19 protein-coding genes are annotated in these 22,429 nt (G+C 46.2%); 7 read left to right on the forward strand and 12 right to left on the reverse strand.

Features of this window, described 5'->3' with window-relative positions; all coding sequences use genetic code 11:
- Positions 1 to 47: 47 nt before the first annotated feature.
- Genes minC through minE form a run of 3 tightly spaced genes read left to right on the forward strand, consistent with a single transcriptional unit; the run spans position 48 to position 1,812 of the window.
- On the forward strand, positions 48 to 710 hold the full coding sequence (minC, locus tag AC2204_RS12600; protein WP_318925928.1) for a septum site-determining protein MinC: 663 nt from the start codon (positions 48 to 50) through the stop codon (positions 708 to 710).
- Positions 711 to 732: 22 nt separating this feature from the next.
- Entirely contained in the window at positions 733 to 1,545 is an 813-nt protein-coding gene (minD, locus tag AC2204_RS12605) for a septum site-determining protein MinD (RefSeq protein WP_318925929.1), read from the forward strand.
- 6 nt (positions 1,546 to 1,551) lie between these two features.
- The gene (minE, locus tag AC2204_RS12610) at positions 1,552 to 1,812 is read left to right on the forward strand and encodes a cell division topological specificity factor MinE (RefSeq protein ID WP_318925931.1); all 261 of its coding nucleotides are present in this window, start codon (positions 1,552 to 1,554) and stop codon (positions 1,810 to 1,812) included.
- A gap of 59 nt (positions 1,813 to 1,871) precedes the next feature.
- Here minE and rnd read toward each other — a convergent pair whose 3' ends face one another.
- From rnd to yoaA, 6 genes are all read right to left on the reverse strand, one after another.
- Positions 1,872 to 3,002, reverse strand: a complete 1,131-nt coding sequence (gene rnd, locus AC2204_RS12615) for a ribonuclease D (protein WP_318925932.1) — start codon at positions 3,000 to 3,002, stop codon at positions 1,872 to 1,874.
- Positions 3,003 to 3,213: 211 nt separating this feature from the next.
- Positions 3,214 to 4,905 (reverse strand): long-chain-fatty-acid--CoA ligase FadD, encoded by a 1,692-nt coding sequence (fadD, locus tag AC2204_RS12620; protein WP_318925933.1) that lies wholly within the window; start codon positions 4,903 to 4,905, stop codon positions 3,214 to 3,216.
- Positions 4,906 to 5,087: 182 nt separating this feature from the next.
- On the reverse strand, positions 5,088 to 5,990 hold the full coding sequence (locus AC2204_RS12625) for an alpha/beta fold hydrolase (protein ID WP_318925936.1): 903 nt from the start codon (positions 5,988 to 5,990) through the stop codon (positions 5,088 to 5,090).
- A gap of 332 nt (positions 5,991 to 6,322) precedes the next feature.
- Positions 6,323 to 6,604: a hypothetical protein gene (locus tag AC2204_RS12630; RefSeq protein WP_318925937.1), complete on the reverse strand. Its 282-nt coding sequence runs from the start codon at positions 6,602 to 6,604 to the stop codon at positions 6,323 to 6,325.
- Positions 6,605 to 6,671: 67 nt separating this feature from the next.
- Positions 6,672 to 7,373 (reverse strand): tRNA (adenosine(37)-N6)-threonylcarbamoyltransferase complex dimerization subunit type 1 TsaB, encoded by a 702-nt coding sequence (tsaB, locus tag AC2204_RS12635; protein WP_318925939.1) that lies wholly within the window; start codon positions 7,371 to 7,373, stop codon positions 6,672 to 6,674.
- A gap of 15 nt (positions 7,374 to 7,388) precedes the next feature.
- Positions 7,389 to 9,332 carry a DNA repair helicase YoaA gene (yoaA, locus tag AC2204_RS12640; RefSeq protein ID WP_318925940.1) on the reverse strand — a complete coding sequence of 648 codons (1,944 nt, stop codon included), beginning with the start codon at positions 9,330 to 9,332 and terminating at the stop codon, positions 7,389 to 7,391.
- A 213-nt stretch (positions 9,333 to 9,545) separates the two neighbouring features.
- Between yoaA and purU the strand changes: the two genes are divergently transcribed.
- Positions 9,546 to 10,379 carry a formyltetrahydrofolate deformylase gene (gene purU / locus AC2204_RS12645; RefSeq protein ID WP_318925942.1) on the forward strand — a complete coding sequence of 278 codons (834 nt, stop codon included), beginning with the start codon at positions 9,546 to 9,548 and terminating at the stop codon, positions 10,377 to 10,379.
- A gap of 58 nt (positions 10,380 to 10,437) precedes the next feature.
- On the opposite strand, the gene AC2204_RS12650 is transcribed toward purU, so the two are convergent.
- Positions 10,438 to 11,028 carry a VOC family protein gene (locus AC2204_RS12650; protein ID WP_318925944.1) on the reverse strand — a complete coding sequence of 197 codons (591 nt, stop codon included), beginning with the start codon at positions 11,026 to 11,028 and terminating at the stop codon, positions 10,438 to 10,440.
- 426 nt (positions 11,029 to 11,454) lie between these two features.
- Between AC2204_RS12650 and argS the strand changes: the two genes are divergently transcribed.
- Entirely contained in the window at positions 11,455 to 13,185 is a 1,731-nt protein-coding gene (argS, locus tag AC2204_RS12655) for an arginine--tRNA ligase (RefSeq protein ID WP_318925945.1), read from the forward strand.
- A 317-nt stretch (positions 13,186 to 13,502) separates the two neighbouring features.
- On the forward strand, positions 13,503 to 14,522 hold the full coding sequence (locus AC2204_RS12660) for a GGDEF domain-containing protein (protein WP_318925946.1): 1,020 nt from the start codon (positions 13,503 to 13,505) through the stop codon (positions 14,520 to 14,522).
- A gap of 100 nt (positions 14,523 to 14,622) precedes the next feature.
- Here the strand turns inward: AC2204_RS12660 and AC2204_RS12665 are convergent, their stop codons facing one another.
- Complete coding sequence (locus AC2204_RS12665; RefSeq protein ID WP_318925948.1) at positions 14,623 to 15,228, reverse strand: DUF924 family protein; 606 nt, start codon at positions 15,226 to 15,228, stop codon at positions 14,623 to 14,625.
- 188 nt (positions 15,229 to 15,416) lie between these two features.
- Between AC2204_RS12665 and AC2204_RS12670 the strand changes: the two genes are divergently transcribed.
- A complete protein-coding gene (locus AC2204_RS12670) occupies positions 15,417 to 15,845 on the forward strand; it encodes an HIT family protein (RefSeq protein ID WP_318925950.1) in 429 nt (142 codons plus the stop codon).
- Between the two features lie 59 nt (positions 15,846 to 15,904).
- Here the strand turns inward: AC2204_RS12670 and AC2204_RS12675 are convergent, their stop codons facing one another.
- The 4 genes from AC2204_RS12675 to AC2204_RS12690 form a co-directional block, all read right to left on the reverse strand.
- Positions 15,905 to 16,147, reverse strand: coding sequence for a FeoC-like transcriptional regulator (locus AC2204_RS12675; protein WP_318925952.1), 243 nt, complete (start codon positions 16,145 to 16,147; stop codon positions 15,905 to 15,907).
- Positions 16,144 to 18,420: a Fe(2+) transporter permease subunit FeoB gene (gene feoB / locus AC2204_RS12680; RefSeq protein WP_318925953.1), complete on the reverse strand. Its 2,277-nt coding sequence runs from the start codon at positions 18,418 to 18,420 to the stop codon at positions 16,144 to 16,146. Before feoB ends, AC2204_RS12675 begins: the two co-directional genes overlap by 4 nt.
- Complete coding sequence (locus AC2204_RS12685) at positions 18,420 to 18,647, reverse strand: FeoA family protein (protein ID WP_318925955.1); 228 nt, start codon at positions 18,645 to 18,647, stop codon at positions 18,420 to 18,422. The genes feoB and AC2204_RS12685 overlap by 1 nt, the downstream gene beginning before the upstream one ends.
- 158 nt (positions 18,648 to 18,805) lie before the next feature.
- The gene (locus AC2204_RS12690) at positions 18,806 to 22,273 is read right to left on the reverse strand and encodes an ATP-binding protein (protein ID WP_318925956.1); all 3,468 of its coding nucleotides are present in this window, start codon (positions 22,271 to 22,273) and stop codon (positions 18,806 to 18,808) included.
- Positions 22,274 to 22,429 lie beyond the last annotated feature (156 nt).

The raw sequence follows: 22,429 nt of genomic DNA on the forward strand, positions 1-22,429 counted from the left end.
TGATAACGTACCTAATTGGCTAATTTAACGTCAGTCATATAATAATCATGAGTAAATCGCCAGAATTAAAAGGGAGCACATACACGCTCTCAGCCCTGCATTTAGTTGATGGGGATATAAAGCAGGCAACTGACCACTTAAAAGAGAAAGTGAGCCAAGCAGCTAGTTTCTTCGCCTCTGCTCCGGTGGTAATCGATGTTACCCTTGCAGGAAAGCAAATTGACTTCAAACAGCTAAAAGCTGGTGTTGAAGATACAGGAATGATCCCGGTCGGTATCAGCGGCTGTAAAGATCCTTACTTACAGTCACAAGCAAAATCAGCAGGTTTTGCTATCATGAATGCTGCACGTCAGGCGCAAGCGGCAGAAAAAGCCATGGAGCCAACGAAAATCATTCGCACTCCTGTTCGTTCAGGTCAACAAATCTACGCGAAAAACTGTGATCTCGTTGTGATGAACCATGTTAGTGCTGGTGCCGAAATCATTGCTGATGGCTGTATTCATGTTTATGGCGTGTTACGGGGACGAGCTATTGCCGGTGCAAGCGGTCAGCTGCAAGCAACAATTTTCTGCCAGAACTTACAATCAGAGCTGATTTCCATCGCTGGAAACTACTGGCTCAGTGATAAAATCCAAGAAGAGTTCTGGAGCAAAGGTGTCGTTATCTCACTTGCTGAAAATAATTTAAACATAGAGCACCTTGCTTTATAACGTTTGATAAGGAATTTAATAGATGGCACGTATTATCGTTGTTACATCGGGCAAAGGTGGCGTTGGTAAGACAACATCCAGTGCGGCAATCGCATCAGGCCTTGCGCTTGCCGGGAAAAAGACCGCTGTTATCGATTTCGATATTGGTCTGCGTAACCTTGACCTCATCATGGGCTGTGAACGTCGCGTCGTATATGATTTTGTTAATGTCATTAATGGCGAAGCAAATCTTAACCAAGCGCTGATTAAAGATAAGCGCGTTGATAATCTTTTCGTGCTTCCAGCATCTCAGACCCGCGATAAAGACGCATTAAGTAAAGAAGGCGTAGCGCGCGTTCTGAAAAATCTCGATGAAATGGGCTTTGATTTTGTTATCTGCGACTCACCCGCAGGTATCGAAACTGGTGCGCTAATGGCACTGTATTTTGCTGATGAAGCCATTGTCACCACGAATCCGGAAGTCTCCTCGGTTCGAGACTCCGATCGAATTCTGGGTATCTTAGACTCAAAATCTCGTCGCGCTGAAAATTCTGATAAGCCAGTTAAGCAACACCTGCTGTTAACTCGCTATAATCCAGCCCGCGTGACTCTGGGTGATATGCTAAGTGTACAAGATGTAGAAGACATCCTTCATATTCCGTTGCTTGGCGTTATCCCTGAAAGCCAGGCAGTGCTGAATGCCTCCAACAAAGGTGAGCCGGTTATTTTTGACAAAGAGTCAGATGCTGGCCTTGCATATGAAGATACTGTTGCCCGTTTACTGGGCGAGGAACGCCCGTTCCGTTTCTTAGAGGAAGAGAAAAAAGGCTTCCTGAAACGTCTATTTGGAGGCTAATTAATTATGGCTTTGCTAGAGTTTTTCCGCCCGAAAAAAACAAACACGGCTAGTATGGCGAAGGAAAGGCTGCAAATTATCGTCGCAGAGCGCCGCTCTGCGGGCCAGTCTGCGCCTTCTTACTTGCCCCAGCTAAAACAAGATATTCTGGACGTTATTCGCAAATATGTGAATATCACGCCAGAACAGGTAAGTGTAAACCTGGATCAAAGAGAAGAAGATCTGTCGGTTCTGGAGTTAAACGTTACCCTGCCAGAAGACAAATAAAAAAATCCCCTGAAGCGAACCTTCAGGGGATTTAAACTATTTCAGACTATCTGACAGACTTATCTGGCTGACTTTTCCAGCAGTGGTCGTATGCGTTTTTCAAACAATGGCTTACGCCATGTTTTCAGCATGTCAGGCAACTTATCTGCTGACTTCTGATGTTTCCAAGCCCATGAAACAAGCTGGTTCACTTGCTTTTTCGATGCCAAAAATTCTGGGGCCAGCCCCGTTTCTGCTTCGACACAGGTAATTTCATCTTTAATTTGTTTAACAATCTGCTTATAACCCGGCAAATCAACCAGGCGAACAATTTTTTCCGGGTACTGTTCTGGCGAAATATTTTCCGCGTCGTGAACTATTTTTAGCAGACGTCCTGCATGGCGTTGGATCTCCATGCTATCAAAACCTTCTTTCACCATCACCGCTTTAGAGGTGATGTTGTAACGCGCTAATTTCCAGATATTTAATTCTTTAACGATAAAGTTCAACGCGATATCTCGTTTGCGCGCTTCCAGTACACGCCACTTCGCCACTTGTTGCAAAACTGCAAGCTGCTTAGGACTCAACTGCCAGGCATTTTTCACCTTCAGATAAGCTTGTTCCGGGTCAACGGGCTGGACACGTTTCAACATCAGAGACGAACACTCTTGCTCTAATGCTTTCATCCAGCCTTTCGCTTTTACCTGTTCAATCAGCTTTTCATAAAGCGGGAGTAAATAGAATACGTCAGCCGCGGCATAATCGAGCTGTTTTTCAGTTAAAGGACGGGCTAACCAATTGGTTCTGGCCTCACCTTTATCAAGCTCAACCCCAAGATACTCATTGACGAGTGTTCCGAAACCCGTTGAAATTCCGTGGCCCAGAAAGGCAGCCATCAGTTGCGTGTCTAGCATCGGTTCCGGCAAGCATCCTGCGTAGTACTGGAAGACTTCCAGATCTTCGCCACAGGCATGCAAGACTTTAGTCACGGACTTATCTTGTAACAGATCCCAGAACGGTGTCATGTCGTCAATTTCGAGTGGATCAATAAGCGCTAAATTAACCCCATCAAACAACTGGATCAGCCCGAGTTTCGGATACAACGTACGAGTACGTACAAACTCCGTATCCAGCATGACTACAGGGAGTGCACGCGCGTGCTCACAGATTGCCTCTAATTGTTGGGTCGTCGTTATTATTTCGAAATTCACAGCAAACCTTTAAAAGAGCCGGTTGTAACAGACCAGCCTAAAGTACATAACTTGTAGTTGTTCTAAATGGCCACTATCTCATTCAATAGCAATAGGATGAATAACTACCCGATCGTAAGTGCCGGCACTTATCGCCGGCACTTACGATATTGGTCAATTGTAACCTGAAAGGATTATACGCGCTTGTTTTTTACCCGTAAGGCATCTTTGTCTATGCTTCTTGCGCTTTACTCTTTTTGTCAGACTCTTCGCGCAGCACACGACGTAAGATTTTACCTACGTTGGATTTTGGCAATTCATCACGAAATTCAACAATTTTAGGTATTTTATAACCCGTCAGATGTTCGCGACAATGCATCAGCAACTCATCACGGGTCAGGCTTGAATCGCGCCTAACAACACAAATCTTCACCAATTCACCCGAAATATCATGTGGCTGGCCGATAGCAGCAACTTCGAGCACTTTGCCATGTAAGGCGACAACATCTTCGATTTCGTTCGGATAAACATTAAAACCGGACACTAAGATCATGTCTTTCTTGCGATCGACAATGTGCAGGAAACCTTCGTCATCAAAACGTACAATGTCACCCGTCGATAACCAGCCATCATCTGTCAACACTTCTTTCGTGGCTTCCGGACGCTGCCAGTAGCCTTTCATAACCTGCGGACCACGAACTTGCAACTCACCCGCTTGATCATTGCTTAAGACGTTGCCCTCGTCGTCAACAATTCGCACATCTGTAGACGGGACCGGCAGACCAATGGAACCGTTATAATCAACAAGATCATACGGGTACGCAGCCACCAGCGGTGAACATTCCGTTAAACCATAACCTTCCAGCAAGTAATTGCCAGTGACACTTTTCCATTTTTCTGCCACCGCACGCTGAACAGCCATACCGCCGCCGACCGATAAACGGAGCTTACTGAAATCCAATTCATGAAAGTCTTCATTATTGAGCAGAGCATTAAATAACGTATTCACTCCCGTTAATGCGGTAAATGAATAACGCTGTAGCTCTTTAACAAAAGTCGGAATATCTCGCGGGTTGGTGATCAGCAGATTCTGGCCACCGATTTCAATAAACAGTAAGCAGTTCACGGTCAAAGCGAACACATGGTACAGCGGTAATGCCGTCACGATCAGCTCACGACCTTCAGTGAGAACCGGACCATATGCCCCTTTGGCCTGCATCAAGTTCGCCAGCATATTGCGATGGGTCAGAATCGCACCTTTGGCCACCCCTGTCGTACCGCCGGTATATTGTAAAAATGCGGCATCATCGCCAGACATAAACGGCTTCACATACTGCATACGGCGCCCCTTTCTCAAGGCAGCACGCATGGACGTCGCATGAGGCAGGTGGTACTTGGGCACCATCTTTTTGATGTACTTCACCACAAAATTGACCACGGTGCCTTTCGGGCGGGACAGCTGATCACCCAGGCTGGTTAAGATAACGTGCTGAACGCCGGTTCTCTTCACGACCGTTTCCAGGGTGTGAGCAAAGTTCGAAACAATGACAATGGCTTTCGCCCCGGCGTCATTCAATTGGTGCTCAAGCTCTCGCGGGGTATAGAGCGGATTAACGTTTACGACAACACATCCGGCGCGGAGAATACCAAACAACGCGATAGGATATTGAAGCAAGTTCGGCATCATTACCGCGACACGATCACCTTTTTCCAGTTTCAGATCGTTCTGTAAGTAAGCAGCAAAAGCACGGCTACGCTCTTCCAACTTCCGGAAGGTCATGACCTGGCCCATGTTAATAAACGCGGTTTGGTCGGCAAACTTGTGGACCGATTGCTCAAACATATCGACCAGCGATGAGTATAAATCAGGGTTGATTTCTGCCGGTACATCTTCCGGATAGCGGTTAAGCCAAACCTTATCCACTTGCACTCTCCTTACTTTATTCTGGCGCTATCGCCATTTTCTATGGGTAGTTCAAACAATTGATACACCCGCCACAACAGCGTGAGCAACAAAAACTTAACACAAACCAATTAGACTAATCACTCTAAAATTAAAGTGACAATTAATATATTGCTCTTTAGAGCATCGATTGTTCTTAGCATTTAAAATCTAGCGGTAAACATCAAGATATGACGACAGACATCTTGCGGGCTTTCCATATGACAGTGGTGACCACCTTGCACTTGTACTTGCCTGAGCCGCTCAAACCAGCTCTTTTCCGGCCCTGTCCGTTGCAGGTGGGAGAAACCTTGATCACCAACAATGGATAAAACCGGACATTGGATCTGTGACATTAAAGCTTGCGCATGTTCTGCCACCATACGATATAAAGAATCACAGCGTAGCCTGTCATCATGTCGCCAGTACCAATGTTCGCCATCAGTCTCCGTTCCCCTTAAGACCAGAGGCCGTAAACAGGATTCGGGGAGCCTATTGACCGTACAACGCAAATCGAGCGCTTCTTGCAGCGCATTCATTCTCCGTACTGGCCGTCTGGCAACTCGCCGACGATGACGCTGGCGACTTTCAATGCCTTGTTGCAAACGGGCTGCAACATTATCGGCTGATTCATATAACGGAGCCAGCCCTTCAATCATGACCACGCCCGCTACCTTGTCAGGAAAAGCGGCGGCATAACAACCGGCGACCAGTGCACCTAGCGAATGACCCACTAAATACAGGGGAGAGGCCGACAGCTGCTCAACGAGCTGGTGCAGATCATCAATATAGTCAAAAAAATGATAATAGTTATCGGCATCACGTTTATCAGAATAACCATGTCCCGGCCAGTCAATCGCAACTAGATGGCAATGCCTTGCTAAAGACTCAAATAACGCATCAAAACTGGCTGCATTATCTTGCCAGCCATGCAGTAGCAACAATGTCGGTTTTTGATCGCCACAGCCCTCCTCTGCAGGCGGAACCAGCATTTCATCCGCTGAGTGCTGAAACGAGCAGAGCCCGGCCAGCTTTTTTTCAGCTAGCTGGAAAAAAGTGTTATACATCACCATGTCGTCTCGATAACAGATTCAGGGTTACGCGATGATGAACGCCAGGCTGTCTTTTCAACCTGCATTTCAGGGTCGTTAGCGCGCGTGCGCAGCCTATCATAAACACGGTAGACAGCCCAAGAAATAGCTTTATAAACATTTGGTTCTCAGTCATAAATGTTCAATATACGCTCAACACTCTCTTATACCCAGACCATTAATTATCTGACCATTAGGCCATAACAATCAGCACAAGCTGAGGGCATTGTCAGTTAAAAAGATCCCAAGGGAGGCGTCTTAATTAGAGGGAATAAATCAGACATCACATCAGTATTCACAATGTCAGTTCACACGTAAACATCAACGCCCATCAGGTCAGAGAATTCATCTTTTTTATTTTGATACATCACACCCAGATACGATTCAAGCGCTTCGCGATGATTGCCTTCGGGTTGATCATATTGAATCTGGGCATGAGCATCGCGGATCGACTCAGGGCTGTGAACCGATTTCGATACCGCACTGGCGACTGCGGTAGGATGAGCAACGCCTGACGGCTGAGCGGGAGCAGAAACCCGCGGCTTCTGCTGCGGATTTATTGAAGGTGGTAAGCGATGAATTGAAACCATAACATCCCCCTGAGAACAACGAGCAGTGTGGCGGTTGAACTAGCCGGTTACTGCTCGTCTCTGGAATTTATTCCCGCCCCGGCAGTTTTTTCCAGGTCACGGTATCACGCACATAAACAGGACTGGCGGCCTCGGCTGTAACGGCTTCGCCACGAGAAAGGGCAAACTTTGCAAGCAAGACCATATCTTGAGAATCCGGGTATAAAATGGTGCCTTTCTCTGTTTGGGCTTTCAGTTGGCTGAGTTGTTCAGCATAACTTTCCCAGCCTGTGCCTGCGGTAAACCAAATCCCGGATGCCGTCTCAAACCCATCCGCTAAGGCTTCAGGAGCAATGACTTGCTCAGCACCAACAATCAGCCAGTCACCATCAGCCTGGCGTTGATACTGACCCCAGTAGATCTCTCCCATACGGGCATCAATCGCCGTCAGTACTTGCTCGGCCTGATGCTTACGGAAGGTTCCCTGCGCCATTGTTGCCAACGTAGAAACGCCTACCATTGGCAGATCAGCACCGAAAGCTAAGCCTTGCGCGATACCGATACCAATACGTACCCCCGTGAAACTCCCCGGGCCACGACCGAAAGCTAATGCATCGAGCTGATTTAATTTTACACCGCCTTCTGCCAGTACGGTATCAACCATCGGCAAAATTTTTGTGGTATGTTCACGAGGCGCATATTCGCAACGTGAGATAACTTCATCACCCATAAGTAAGGCAACAGAACAATTTTCAGTTGCGGTATCGACCGCCAGAATTTTGGTGCTCATTCAAGCCTCTGAATGCTAATCGTCACAGTCAACAGCTGTAGTTTCACCGTTCACTTGTGACAGAAACTGCCCGACACCACTGATATTCCGCGTACGCGGGATCGGCGGCAGGCTTCTTAAAAATACCGCGCCATACGGGCGCGTTACCAGTCGATTGTCGCAAATTACCAGCACACCTTTATCCCGCTTATCGCGGATCAGGCGTCCGACACCCTGTTTCAGGGTGATCACGGCGTCAGGTATCTGGACTTGTGAAAACGGATCACCACCTCGCAGGCGGCAATCCTCTATTCGCGCTTTTAGCAACGGATCATCCGGCGCAGTAAAAGGCAATTTGTCGATAATAACACAGCTAAGGGCCTGGCCTCTAACATCAATCCCCTCCCAGAAAGCGCCGGTGGCAACTAATAAAGCATTCCCACGCTCTAAATATTCGGCCAGTAACTTCTGCTTGGTCGTTTCACCTTGTACTAACACCGGTAATTCAAGCTTCGCGCGAAAACCTTCCGCCAAATCACGAACCATCTGATGAGAAGTACAGAGAAAGAAACAGCGGCCATTATTTTCTTCAATCACTGGCGTCAGCATTTCCACCAGCTGATCGGCAATACCAAAGCTATTGGGCTCAGGCAGGAAACGAGGCACACACAGCAAAGCCTGCTGCTGATAGTCAAACGGACTTTCCAATGAGAACTGCTGTTTCGGCTCCAGCCCCAGTCGGTGGCTGAAATGACTGAAATCATCATCAACAGCCAGCGTCGCGGAAGTGAAGATCCATGCCCCTTTCTGTTGCTGCATCTGTTCACGGAACTTTTCGGCTACTGACAACGGCGTGATATGCAACGTAAAATGACGAGGCGTACATTCAAACCAATAGGAATAGCCCGTGATAGTGATATCGCACAAACGAGCCAGACGCGCTTTTAATAAGGTTGCCCGTTCAAATGCGGCATCTAACAACTGACTGCGGCCCAGAACCAGTTTCAGCACATCATAAGTTAAATCAAGGGCGTCATTTAACCGGGTCAGCTCTCGCTGAATCACGGGGCTTCTTACCGCATCTCGCCAATTACCACGAAAGCCCGGCTCGCCAAGAACAATACGTAAATCAAATGCCGCTTGGGCCAGTCGGTCGGCAGTCTTTTGCAGTTGGCGCATGTCTCTGGCTTCAGTTCGGTAGCCAATTTCGACGTCTTTCGCCAACTCCTGCACCTGGCGACTGGATAAGCTCTGGCCGAAATACTGGCTGGCAATATCTGGCATCTGATGGGCTTCATCAAAGATAAAAACATCGGCTTCAGGGATCAACTCACCGAATCCGGTTTCTTTAATGGCTAAATCAGCCAGAAAGAGGTGATGATTTACCACCACGACATCGGATTCCATGGCTTTACGACGCGCTTTAACCACAAAGCAATCTTCATAAGACGGACATTCCCGCCCGAGGCAATTGTCGTTGGTCGAAGTCACCATCGGAAGAACGGGACTGTCCTCCGCAATGGCTTCACACTCACCCAAATCACCGCTTTTGGTCGATGACGACCAGTTGCGAATTTTGACCAACTGACTAAGCAGCGTAGGATCAACATGAGTGCCATGGCTTTCGGTTACTTGTCGGCTAAGGCGATCAAGGCACAAATAGTTAGAGCGTCCTTTTAACAGTGACACTCGCCCGGTAAAACCAATGGCATTGGCCATCAGTGGTAAATCACGGTGGAACAACTGTTCCTGCAAGTTTTTCGATCCGGTACTGATTATGATTTTTTTCCCGCTGACCAGCGCAGGCACCAGATAGGCAAATGTTTTACCGGTTCCCGTGCCCGCTTCAACCACCAGTTGAGACTGCTCGCGTATAGCATCATCGACAGCTTGTGCCATATCAATTTGCGGTTGTCGGGCCTGAAAGCCGGGAAGGGCTTTGTCCAACGCGCCTCCAGAGGCGAAAAACTTGGCAATCATGATGTCAAAACTATTGGTTATATATACAGTAGAAAGGTTGACTATTATGCCAAGTTTGTCTGCAGCCGACCATGATTAATTCACCCGGTGTTGCTTGCTGCTTGCGTACGAGTGGGCATTCACTTACGTGATAATTCAATTATCTTTTGACCCTGAAATAAATAAAAGGTAAACAGTAAGAAGTTGAATTAAAAATACCGTTCAAGGAAGACCATGGAAAAGAAAACCCTACTCACCGATTGTCCTGATGCCGTCGGCCTTATCTCAAAGATCACCAACATCTGTTATAAGCACCAACTTAACATCGTGCATAACAATGAGTTTGTTGATAACACCAATAAACAGTTCTTCATGCGTACCGAACTGGAAGGCTATTTTAACGATCACACCTTTTTGGCCGATCTTGACCACGCCCTACCGGCAGGAAGCCACCGCAGCTTGGTGAGTTCGGCACGTAAGCGCATCGTGATCATGGTAACCAAAGAAGCCCATTGTATCGGTGATATTCTGGTGAAAGCGTATGACGGCACGCTGGATATAGACATCGCTGCCGTTGTCGGCAACTACGACACCTTGAGTAAGTTAACTGAAAAATTTGATATTCCGTTCCATCATGTTAGCCACGAAGGACTAAGCCGTGAAGAACATGAAGAGAAGCTGCTTGCTGCAATTACGCAATATGAACCGGATTACGTGGTACTCGCAAAATACATGCGTATTTTAACGGCCAATTTTGTCGCTCAGTTCCCACACCAAATCATTAATATTCACCACAGCTTCCTGCCTGCATTTATTGGCGCGAAACCGTATCAGCAAGCCTTCGAGCGTGGAGTTAAAATCATCGGTGCCACCGCACACTTTGTGACCAACGACCTCGATGAAGGGCCAATCATCACCCAGAGCGTGATCCCGGTTGACCATAATTTCAGTGCCAATGACATGGTACGCTCAGGTCGCGATGTCGAAAAGTCAGTACTGAGTAAAGCGCTCGGTTTAGTGATCGATGATCGGGTCTTTGTGCACGGTAACAGAACAGTAATACTCTAGGTATGTGTATGAGTTGCGAGACTCCTTAAGCTCGCAACTCATGATTCCCGCTTCTGAATTATACTTCTTCGCTTTCAATGACATCCTTCAAAGAGCAAGGATGCAGCTTAATGCAAACCCCGTTTTTCTTAAACGCATAAGTCGGATTCGGTAAGCGCTCTTTATCGCCGGATGGTGAGCTGGCTTTGACTTTAATTCCTTTTCCGGCCATTAGGGTCCACTGGTGTTCAAGCTGAGGGAAAGCCTGTTCCAATACCACCTTCAGTTGCTCGGTATTGCCCGCTTTTGCCGGGATCACAAACTCCACATGCTCCCACCCTTCTTGCGGATAGGCTTTATCACCGGGGTAGGGTAACTCCAAACATTCAATCACCCAGCTACCCACCTGAATCGGCTGATGAAAACCAATCACAATAATCGGTCTGCCATTGATAACATTATTCGACCACTCATCACCATAAGCAAGCCACGACTGATGCAGCGCTTGTGCCATTTCCCGGTCATTTACCCGCAACGCTATATGGTCAGCCTGATATTGCTCAAGAGAAAGCCCTAATTCACTGGCCAACGCCATAATGCGCGCCATAAAGGCAGGTAAATCCGCCAACATTTGTTCAGGGTGAAGGCCCGCTTCTGTCAGCTTCTGCATGTTTTTTTCTCCAATTAATTTATTATCAGGGGCTAACGCATAATTATCCACAGTTTAGGTCTCAACGGAACCCCGAACCATGCTACCACAGGCCTTGTAGCATCTTGATCCATGCATATTTTTCATCAAGTCTTTAAAGCAAAAAAAAATCGCAAACAATGGCCTTTTCAGGTTGCCAAAGTACCTAAATATGTGGGTATGATTAGGAAATACCATTTGTGTATTCAAGGTACCACCTCTGACTCAAGAGGATGCCCCGTCAAAAATACTCACGAGCACTTATTTACATTAACAACATTAAATTAATGTAACCAACCTTCGTGGCTATTTTTGACGGTTTTTGCTTACTGGCAACTCTTGAATACGGTAACGTTTATGCCTCACTAATGATTACATGACGTTACAAACGATTTAAAGGATCAGCGTGTGAACATTCAAGCACTAATTAATGACAAAGTATCTCAGGCCTTAGAAGCCGCAGGCGCACCAGCAGGTAGCCCGGCAGCTGTACGTCAGTCTGCAAAGGCGCAGTTTGGTGATTACCAGGCGAACGGCGTAATGGGCGTAGCAAAAAAACTGGGAACTAACCCTCGAGAATTTGCACAAAAAGTTATCGATGTTCTGGAGCTTGACGGTATCGCTGAAAAAGTCGAAATCGCCGGCCCTGGTTTTATCAATATCTTCCTCTGCAAAAGTTGGCTTGCTGCTCGTGCTGAAGAAGCACTGGCTGATGCGCGTATTGGCGTTGCCACTGAAGAGCAACAAAATATTGTTGTTGATTACTCTGCGCCAAACGTAGCGAAAGAAATGCACGTTGGTCACCTGCGTTCAACCATCATTGGTGACGCGGTTGTTCGTACTCTTGAGTTCTTAGGCCACAATGTTATCCGTGCTAACCACATCGGTGACTGGGGTACTCAGTTCGGTATGCTTATCGCAAACCTCGAACGCGTACAAAAAGAGACCGGGGAAGTATCTATGGAACTTTCCGATCTTGAAGCGTTCTACCGTGAATCTAAAAAACTGTACGACGAAGATGAAGAGTTCGCAGCCCGTGCTCGTGCTTACGTGGTTAAACTGCAGAGCGGCGACGAATACTGCGCTGAAATGTGGAAGAAGCTGGTTGACGTTACGATGGTTCAGAACCAACGCAACTATGATCGCCTGAATGTATCACTTTCTCGTGAGAACGTGATGGGTGAATCCATGTATAACGACATGCTGCCGGGCATTGTTGCTGACCTGAAAGAAAAAGGTCTGGCCGTCGAAAGTGACGGCGCGCAAGTGGTATTCCTGGACGAGTACAAGAACAAAGACGGCGATCCTATGGGTGTTATCATCCAGAAGCGTGATGGCGGCTTCCTGTACACAACCACTGATATCGCATGTGCCAAGTACCGCTACGAGCAGCTAAATGCTGACCGGGTGCTTTACTTCATCGATTCACGTCAGCATCAGCACCTGATGCAGGCGTGGTCTATCGTTCGTAAAGCCGGCTACGTGCCAGAAGAGGTGACGCTTGAGCACCACGCATTCGGTATGATGCTGGGTAAAGATGGCCGTCCTTTCAAAACCCGTGCGGGTGGTACCGTGCGCCTGACGGATCTGCTTGATGAATCAGAGCTGCGCGCAGCTAAACTTATCGAAGAGAAGAACCCGACACTAGACGCTGAAGAAAAAGCGAACATTGCAAAAACCGTTGCAATGGCGGCGGTTAAGTATGCGGACCTGTCTAAGCACCGTACAACTGACTACATCTTCGACTGGGATAACATGCTGGCGTTTGAAGGCAATACAGCGCCATACATGCAGTACGCTTACACCCGTGTTGCTTCTATCTTCAAACGTGCTGACGTTGAGCTGTCAGATTTGACTCACCCTGTTGTTATCAACGACGAGAAAGAACAAACACTGCTATCGGCACTTCTGCAATTTGAAGAAGCAGTACTGGCGGTAGCTCGTGAAGGCCAGCCACACCTGATGTGTAGCTACCTGTTCGAACTGGCAGGCAAGTTCTCTAGCTTCTACGAAGCATGCCCAATTCTAAATGCAGAAGAAGCCGTTAAAGAGAGCCGCCTGAAACTCGCGCTGCTCACTGCGAAAACAATTAAACAGGGTCTGGACCTGCTTGGTATCGAAACCCTTGAACGCATGTAATTAATAATATGATTACAGCCTGATAACCCAAAGCCTTCTAGGGAAACCTTAGAAGGCTTTTTTGTGATTATTCATCCTACCCATATCCGTGGATATAATTAAAAATATAATTACATACTAATAATTTACAGCCTTCTAGAGTATCATTAGCGGATTATTGTAGCTGTGTATATCAATGGTGTTGAGTTTGATAACCGATTGAGGCTAAACGTCTTCACTATGATTAGTATCTGCTCTGGATTACCCCAAAGATTGTTGAATTAGCGGTTTCACTATGATGATTTTTTATATTTTATGCAACAAATGGAATTTGTGTTATGAATAACGATAGTTTTGTGGAATCGACAAAAACGTTAAAAAAAACGGTTCCCTTAATGATCAAACACAAAGTACCGACAACGCCTACCAACTATGCACTTTGGTACACTTATGCAAAGCAACAGCTCCCAATGCTCAATCAAGCCGTTGATCAGGGAATTGCCGAGCTAGGACTCTGTACCCCAACATTATGCGATACTCTCTATCAGGAGCATTTGGCTAGCCAGACAGATAAAGACATGGCTCAGTTAAAACAGAGCCTGACCGCGATGATGCAAGAGATCTCCCATAGCATGGCAGATACTCTATCGGATACTGAAGTATTTCAGGGCGTATTAACCAAGACTTTCGGTAAACTCGAAACGGCTGAACAAGATGGGCTATCACTCGAAGAAACCATGAAACTGGTACGCGAGTTTGTTCGCGAATCCCGTCAGATACACACTTCAACCGGTACCTTTAAAGGGCAACTGAGCAGCACGCAACAAGAGATATCGTCTTTACGTCAGGCGCTAATCGAAAGCCAGAAAGAAGCGAATGAAGATGCGTTAACCGGCATTTTAAACCGTCGCGCTTTTAACCGTGATTTTCAAAATTACATCCAAAAGAATACCCCCCTCAGTCTGATACTGTTAGATATCGACAGATTCAAAAATTTTAACGATGACTTTGGCCATCTGCTTGGTGATCAGGTCCTGAAAACAGTTGCCCGCAGACTCAAAGAAAGCTGCCGGGATTATGCCCAGGCCTACCGTTTTGGCGGAGAAGAATTTGTATTAATTTTACCACATAAAATGAAGGCATCAGCCAGGCAGCAAGCTGAAACCCTCCGTCGTGCTTTAGAAAAGATATCGGTTCTGGACAAAAAATCGGGACAACGTGTTAACTCGATTACAGCTTCATTTGGTGTCGCAGAAAGACTGGAGAATGAATCGGGAGAGAGCCTGATTAACCGCACCGATGCATTTATGATTCAGGCAAAAAAACTCGGCCGTAATCGCGTATTACCGCTTATCTAACCCCCTAAATCATTTCACCAATACTGTCAGGCTAACCTCGCAAGCGTAACCTTACTCGGTCATGACGTAGTATGTGTCTGACAGCATTCTGAAATCATGGCTATTGGCCAAATCGCTGACCACCGTTGCTCAACCACTGCAATTCTTCCTGGGTAGATAAACGCCCCAAAGCGGCGTTACGGTGCGGAAAGCGGCCAAACTTATTTACCACATCTCGATGGCTGACGGCATACTGATAGAAGCCTTCAAAAATAATTGCATTTTCTGGTGAAATGGCCTGACGTAACTGATTAAAGCAAAATATTGACTCTTCCTGATCTTCAATCGCTTCAGAATGCTCTAATGGCAAATACAGAAAGACCCGTTCAATCGGTGTTAGAGCTTCATCCAGATTTTGAGCCAGAGATCGCTTACAAATAGCCTGTGCTAACGAATCATAACGAAACGCAGCACTGAGTCCGCGATAAATATTACGGGTAAATTGATCAAGTAAAATGATCAGCGCAAGAGAGCCTTTCGCAGTCTCAGCCCAATGGCCTAATCCGCCACGACCCGCCTGACTGACTAAGTGTTGAAACTTGTCGGCGATCAGCTTATCTGTCTCTTTTTCGCCTTTAAACCACAGAGCATTTTTGTCGGTTATTGTGACTTCTTGGTCTAACTCACCAAACCAAAAATCTAAGACTTGCTGATATTCTTCCGCCATTGTCATCTCCACACCCACTACAACAACCACAAAGTTTGTACCTGTATATTTGAATGGCCAGACTATTAACGCGATTGGTATAATATATTTATCTCAAAGATAATGTCAGAATACCGAACGACCTATTTTAAAAATATCAGCAATGTTCCAGCTTGTGAGCGGCACTGTACTCTTAAGGAATATTTACAATGAGTTTCACCCTACACCCGCAACTAGCGACAGATACTACGACTTTAGGTGACTTACCTCTGAGTCGGGTTCTGTTGTCCAAAGAGGCCCTGGGCCCATGGCTGATCCTTGTACCTCGCAAAGATGAACTGACCGAGATCCATCACTTATCCGCTGCAGAACAGTACCAGTTAATCCGTGAATCGAGTGCTGTGGCGGCTTTATTAGAAAATGATTATCGTGCCGACAAAATTAATATCGGCGCCCTCGGTAACCTGGTTCCGCAATTACATGTCCACCATATTGCACGCTTTACCACCGACATAGCCTGGCCGGGCCCGGTTTGGGGCAATACCAATGGCACCCAGCGCAGTGAGGAAGTACAACAAGCTTTAGCGGAAGAGCTACGCGACGAATTAAATAATATTGACGGCTTTGTTACGGCTTAAACACGCTAGCAAAAAGGCAACCGTGTGGTTGCCTTCTGTTTTCGAATGATCTGAAGTGATTATCGCATTACCGTTACCGACAGCTCGTTAGCCTGTAAGCAACGATACCAGACCTCTTTTGCTGACTGGCAACAATTATCACTGTCGCAGCCAACCAGTTCTTTACCAACAGTGCCCTTGCGCACCCAAACATCGAGCATTGCCTCGACGCCATCTTCAGACATACCGAAGTGGGTTGCCATTTTTTTCCGGCTCGAACGCCCATGTTGTTCAATATACTGTTTCAGCTGCTGAAGGATCATAATACAACCAACTCTTTTTGTTGTTTCTTACCCTGATGCTTGAACGCGACGAACAAACCTGCATTAATCAGAACAAAAAAAGCAATCCAGGATATGCTCGTAACAGGGTGATCAGCGAAGTGCGCGGCTTGGTAGAAAATAGTGGCAAATGTATAAGCTAGCAGCATTGTCCAGCCTGCAATAAACACAGAGAATTTCTGACCAAACTCGCGGACATAAGCCCCCATCGCGGCAGCACAAGGCGTATATAGCAAGATGAAAATCAAGTATGCCATCGCGGCAGCAGAACTCACAAAGTGCGCTTGAATATTACCAAAGATTGATTGGTCAACGTCTTGCTCTTCAGCAACGGTATTCAGATCACCTAACTCACCCACCGTAATACCGAGAGGGTCTGAGTAACTAAGATCTGTCAGGTTTGCCGGAATCGTTGCTACCGCCTCTTTTAAACTAGCCAACAGGTTATATTCCGCATCATCGTCACTGGCAGATGGCGCATATAAACTATTCAACGTGCCAACTACCGCTTCTTTGGCAAAAATACCAGTAATGATACCCACCGTTGCAGGCCAGTTATCTTCCTTCACACCGATGGGTGATAATACTGGCGTTACAATTTGCGCCGCTTTTGATAATACTGATCGGTCAGAGTCCTCATTACCGAATGAGCCATCTGTACCCAATGAGTTAAAAAAGCTCAGGCATGCGACAACCACAACAATTGTCTTACCCGCCCCAAATACAAAGCGCTTCAGCTTCTGCCAGGTCTTAATGCCCACATTACGCATAGTCGGCAATTCATAATCAGGCATTTCCATAATAAAGCTATCGCTCTTACCCGGATAAAGGGTATGGCGCAGAATCATTCCGGTCATCACTGCGGCAACAATACCGAGTAAATAAAGGGCAAAGACAACATTCTGACCATTTTGCGGGAAGAACGCAGCTGCAAATAGCGCGTATACCGGAAGGCGGGCGCCACATGACATAAATGGCGTCATTGCCGCCGCCAACTTACGCTCACGCTCTTGCTCCAGTGTACGTGTTGCCATGATCGCAGGTACATTACAGCCAAAACCCAGTACCAACGGAACAAATGCTTTACCCGGCAAGCCCACTTTCTGCATCACTTTATCCAGCACAAAGGCAGCACGAGCCATATAACCAGAGCTTTCTAATAGCGCCAGAAACAGATACAGGCAGGCAATAACAGGAATAAAGGTCGCAACAGTCTGAATACCGCCACCAATGCCATCAGTAATCACGGTTGCCAGCCACACCGGCAAATGCTCGTCTAACAGGTAATGGCCACCATCGACAAGAATGGCACCAACGCTAATATCAAAGAAATCGATAAATGCACTACCAATGTTAATGGAGAACATAAACATCAGATACATCACGACAAAAAAGAATGGAATACCAAACGCACGATGTAAAAGAACGCTGTCAATTTTGTCACTGATGCTGCGGCTCAATTTGCCTTCTTGACGGCGAACTTTCTGACAAAGCTGATGCAGGAAGGTATAACGAACATCAGCGACCTGAATATCCGGATCTACCTCTACCAATAGTCTATTGCGAATATTACATGCCCGGCTCTTATCAGATTCAGATAATCCGTTAATAACCAAAGTATCATTTTCAAGCACACGAATAGCTTGTGAACGCACTTTTAACTGTCCGTCAGAGAACAGACCTTCAAGCTCAGTGACAGCCGCTTCAAAGTGTTCGCCGTAATTCAATGTCAGATCACCGACTGCCACGCCTTGTGCCAGCATTTTGTGCAATCTGGCTTTAAACTCGCTAACCTGCTTTTTATTATGTGCTGACAGGGATAATACCGGGCAACCAAGGGCTTTTTCCAACGCTTGGATATCCAGAACCTGACGCTGGCGCTTTAACACATCCATTTTATTTAAGACCACCACCATCGGGCGGCCAAGCTCACGAAGCTGCAGAGTCATGTATAAACTGCGTTCTAAGCAGGAAGCGTCAACAACATTGATAATCACATCTGCCGGTGTGGTTAAAATCGCACGAGAAGCGATGGCTTCATCTAAGCTGTTGGCATCATTGGCACTGTCTAAATTGTAAATTCCCGGTAGATCGGTCAGAGCAAAACTGTCACCCGCACATTGGTAATTTCCCGTTTTTTTCTCAACAGTTACCCCAGCCCAGTTACCCACTTGCTGTTTAGCGCCGGTAAGACCGTTAAATAATGTTGTTTTACCGCTATTCGGATTACCAACGGTAAGAATGTTGTACTGCACTAGCGCACCTCTACGTCAATATTCGCGGCAATTTGTTTACGGAGTGCGATATCGACACCGCGTACCCGCACTTGAAGAGGATCACCAAGGGGCGCTAGACGAATAACGCTGACTGCCGTGTTAGGTAATAACCCCATAACCATTAGCTTTTTCCGGGTGGCGACAGGGAGGTTCGACATATCTGTCACGACTCCATTAACGCCGCACGATAAATCTGACAGTTTCATACTAAACCGACACCTTAATAAGAATGATTTGCATTTATATATGCAATTTTACACATCAAACGGATGCAATTATTGTTTTAAATCAAAAATAACCTCAACTGATAGGGGATCATTGATTGTGCAAACGAAGATTTCAACACAGAGCAACGGGGCTTTTGTTATTCCAGGATTTTTTCACACTCTTTAGCTGACGCAACAAACTGCGATGGGGTCATCCCAAAACTATTTTTAAATCTGACACAAAAGTACGATGGATCATTGAAACCACAGGCTAACGCGACATCAGAAATCTTATCGCCTTGCTTCAACATCACTTGCGCCTGCTCAAAACGAAACTGAAGCACATAATCTTTAAAAGACATATTGAATTCTTGCATGAACTTGCGCTGCAAACTGTCCTCAGAGGTGAATATTGCCTTTGCCGCCGCAGCCGTACCAAAATCAGCATCATGGAAATGCTGCTCTACCAGCGCCATGATTTCTTTACCCCACGGCGTTGCCAGCTCAGTCATAATGTTAGAGCCCGCTTTTGTCTGCGATAAATCATCGGTGTACAGGCCGTCATTAGCGACTGTCATATCGCCGGTATTATCATGTCGGTATAACGGAAGCTTCAGCACAAACTCACTACCAACCCCCTGGTAGCTAATAACGGAGATGTCACCACCGTAACGTTCCACCAGCTGTTTCACCGTACTCAGGCCGAGTCCGAATCCGGATTCAACGTTGAACTCAGATTCTTCCTTAAAATACTGAGTAAAGATACTGTCACGAATATCTTCAGACATCCCTTTACCGGTATCTGCCACCGATATAGTCAAATAGGCACGATCGTTTTTAGCCACGACGGTAATACAACCTCTGATAGCACTATATTTCAGTGCATTTGACAGCAGGTTGCCGACCATAATTTCTAAATGGTAGGGGGCAATTTTAATATTGGCCCCTTCGGTACTATTCTCAAGACACAAAATAATATCTTTTTGATCCGCCTCCATCTGCCAGCTCAGTACCGTGGCCTGAAGAATCGGACTGACTAACTGCTCACAGAGCTTTTCCGGTTCAATAAACCCCAGAGCATCCCTCGTCAGTAACTGATCCGCCAGATGCAGTGAACGCTCAACATTACTGGCTATCATACTGAACTTCTCTGCTTCTTCTCCCTGGTTAGCTTCCTGCATTTTTTTAACCGGACCCAAAATCAATGCTAGCGGTGTCCGCAACTCATGAGATAAATGAGCCATGAAGTTCTGACGAATACTTAAAATATGCTGTAACTGCTTATTACTTGAATAAAGCTGCTGCTTTTGCCGCTCTATACGAACCGTCTTACGGAAGACTGCTTGTTTTAAACGCAGGTTTTGTTCTTTAACATTCTTTGAGTACCAGAAAAGCAACAACATTATAATTGCGCAGAGTAACAAGATGAAAGTCCCCATAGCCCAATAAGAAAGGTACCAGGGCTTGAGAACCTGAAACGGAAATGCCGTGACTTGTTGCCGTTCACTATGCAGTGAATCAATTCTGAGTTCTAACGTATAGTTGCCCGGTCGCAAGCTATCAAAGCTCAGCCAATAGCCATTCAAAGAATGCCAGCTGTCACCTTCATTCGCTGACAAACGAAATTGCAGTTTAGTCTGGCCGGAAAAGGGAAAAACACCTAAATTAAAACTGACTGGATCACCAAACGGTACAAGCAATAACTCCTCGCTGGCACCAGCAAACTGACGTAACTGATGGTTAACCTGTATTTCGCCAATGACCACCTGCGATAACTCAGTTTCTGATTTAAGTAACTTATCAGGGGTGACTTCCAGCAGCCCCTCACGGCCACCAAAAAGTAGCTTACCCGACAGTAATCGCTCACACGCCTGTGAATAAAATTCATTTTCAATGACCCCTGCCGGCGGTGCAAAATGCTGACGTAAGTCCGCATTAAATGAAAAATATGACACGCCTTTACTGGAGCCTAGCCACACGCCTTTATTACCACTCACCACGCAATAAGGATTGGCTCGCTGACCCATAAGCTCGATGATGGATGGTTGCAAGTTTTTCAAATCCGGTGAAAACTGCAAACTATGATTGTTTACAATCCAAAGCTGCGCCATCTGATCTTCATATAAATCTAAAACCCCGCCTTGCCCCCGGGTTTGCTCAATAACTTGAAGGCGTCCGGCATCGAAACGATACAGCGCATAATCCGTTCCTATCCATACTTGTTTTGCACTATCTTCAAAGAGAATAGTGGCCAGCTCATCCCCCTTCGGGTCCAGCTGCCAATGACTGCCAAATGAAACCAACTCCTGGCTATCGGGCCAGTAGCGATACAAGGTTGATCGCATACCAATCCAGACCGATTCATAATGATCAACCATAATGCTGACAACGTGCTTATTGTTAAACCAAGGAGGCAATTGATAAGAAACCTGCTTATTGCTCGATAGTGAAAAAACCTTCAGCCCACGTTCAGTTGCGATCCATAGTTCATTGTTGCGGTAAGCTATATGGTTAACGACTCCCAGAGTGGTAATCTGGCGTACAATATCAAGCTCGGCATTCAGTTCAACCAGCCCCAGATCAGTCGCCAGCCAGATATCACCGTCGGGCAATTCGAGCACATCATTGATTTGTCCTGCCTGAATCAGATCTGGCTGCATACCGTAACGTAGACGTTTAAATAAAGTCGTGATATTAGGAAAATAGTTGACCCCATTATTGGATGCTATCCATAAGGCCCCTTGCTCATCACGGTGCAAGGCCTGGATCTGATCACCATCAATGGAAAAAACATCATGCCGGCGGGCTAGAAAATGATGCAATTCATGGCTCTCAAATTCGAGCAGATTCAACCCTTTCTTGGTACCAATCCACAATCCTGAATCTGTTTCAGAAAGACTCGAAATATAATGATGACTTAGTTGTTTGCGTTCTTTAAACACATATGGCTTTTCACTGTGATTCAAGAAAAGTCCTTCATTGGTACCCACCCAGAGCTGATTGGTTTTATCAGCATAAACCGCCGTCACCTTCTGTTCAGGGTATCTCATGGGCTCAATCCGCTGATGCTCTTTAAATTCATAAAGACCGCTTTCTCCGGCAACAAACAGTGACTCACCGGCAAGGTACAAACCCGTAACAATAAAGCCTTCCGGCAAACTGAAAAATGCCGGATGTGCCTGATCTTCCGTCACGAGATAAAGACCTTGGTCATTGGCAAACCAAACTTCTCCATCTTTGCGAATAACATGTTTCAGTGGAAGCTGACTGATATTGAGATTACGTAACCGGGTTTCTGCCGGAGAGTAATGAAAAGCTTCGCCATCTTTGATTAACCAAAGCGCCTGGTTCACCATAACAGCATCCGTTACCCCCTTAACGATATTGCCTTGCCCGTCAACAGTACTATGCAGAATACGACCATCATAAAAAATCAGCTCCCCGTAAACATCAACAAACCACAAACCACCGTTGGTGTTATTAATGATTTTGAGTGCCGAAACAAGACTTCCCTGCTCTTGGTGAGGTAATGGATAAAAAGCGTAATTCCCGCCAGCGTTAGCGGCAGGGATCCCACCAAGCAGTGAAGCCAACAGACAAATAATAGTAATATAGGCTTTAGTCATATTCTTATTCTTATTCTTAAGTGCCAGTAATATCAGCGCCACACCAATAACTCGCAAAACGGGTACGTTAATGGCTCGGCCATTATACGTACGGTGATTCTAATATAAGCGTCGTTTTATAAATTACAGCCTCAAACATAAAAAAGCGCACCTTGT

It is taken from the genome of Photobacterium sp., assembly GCF_057456235.1.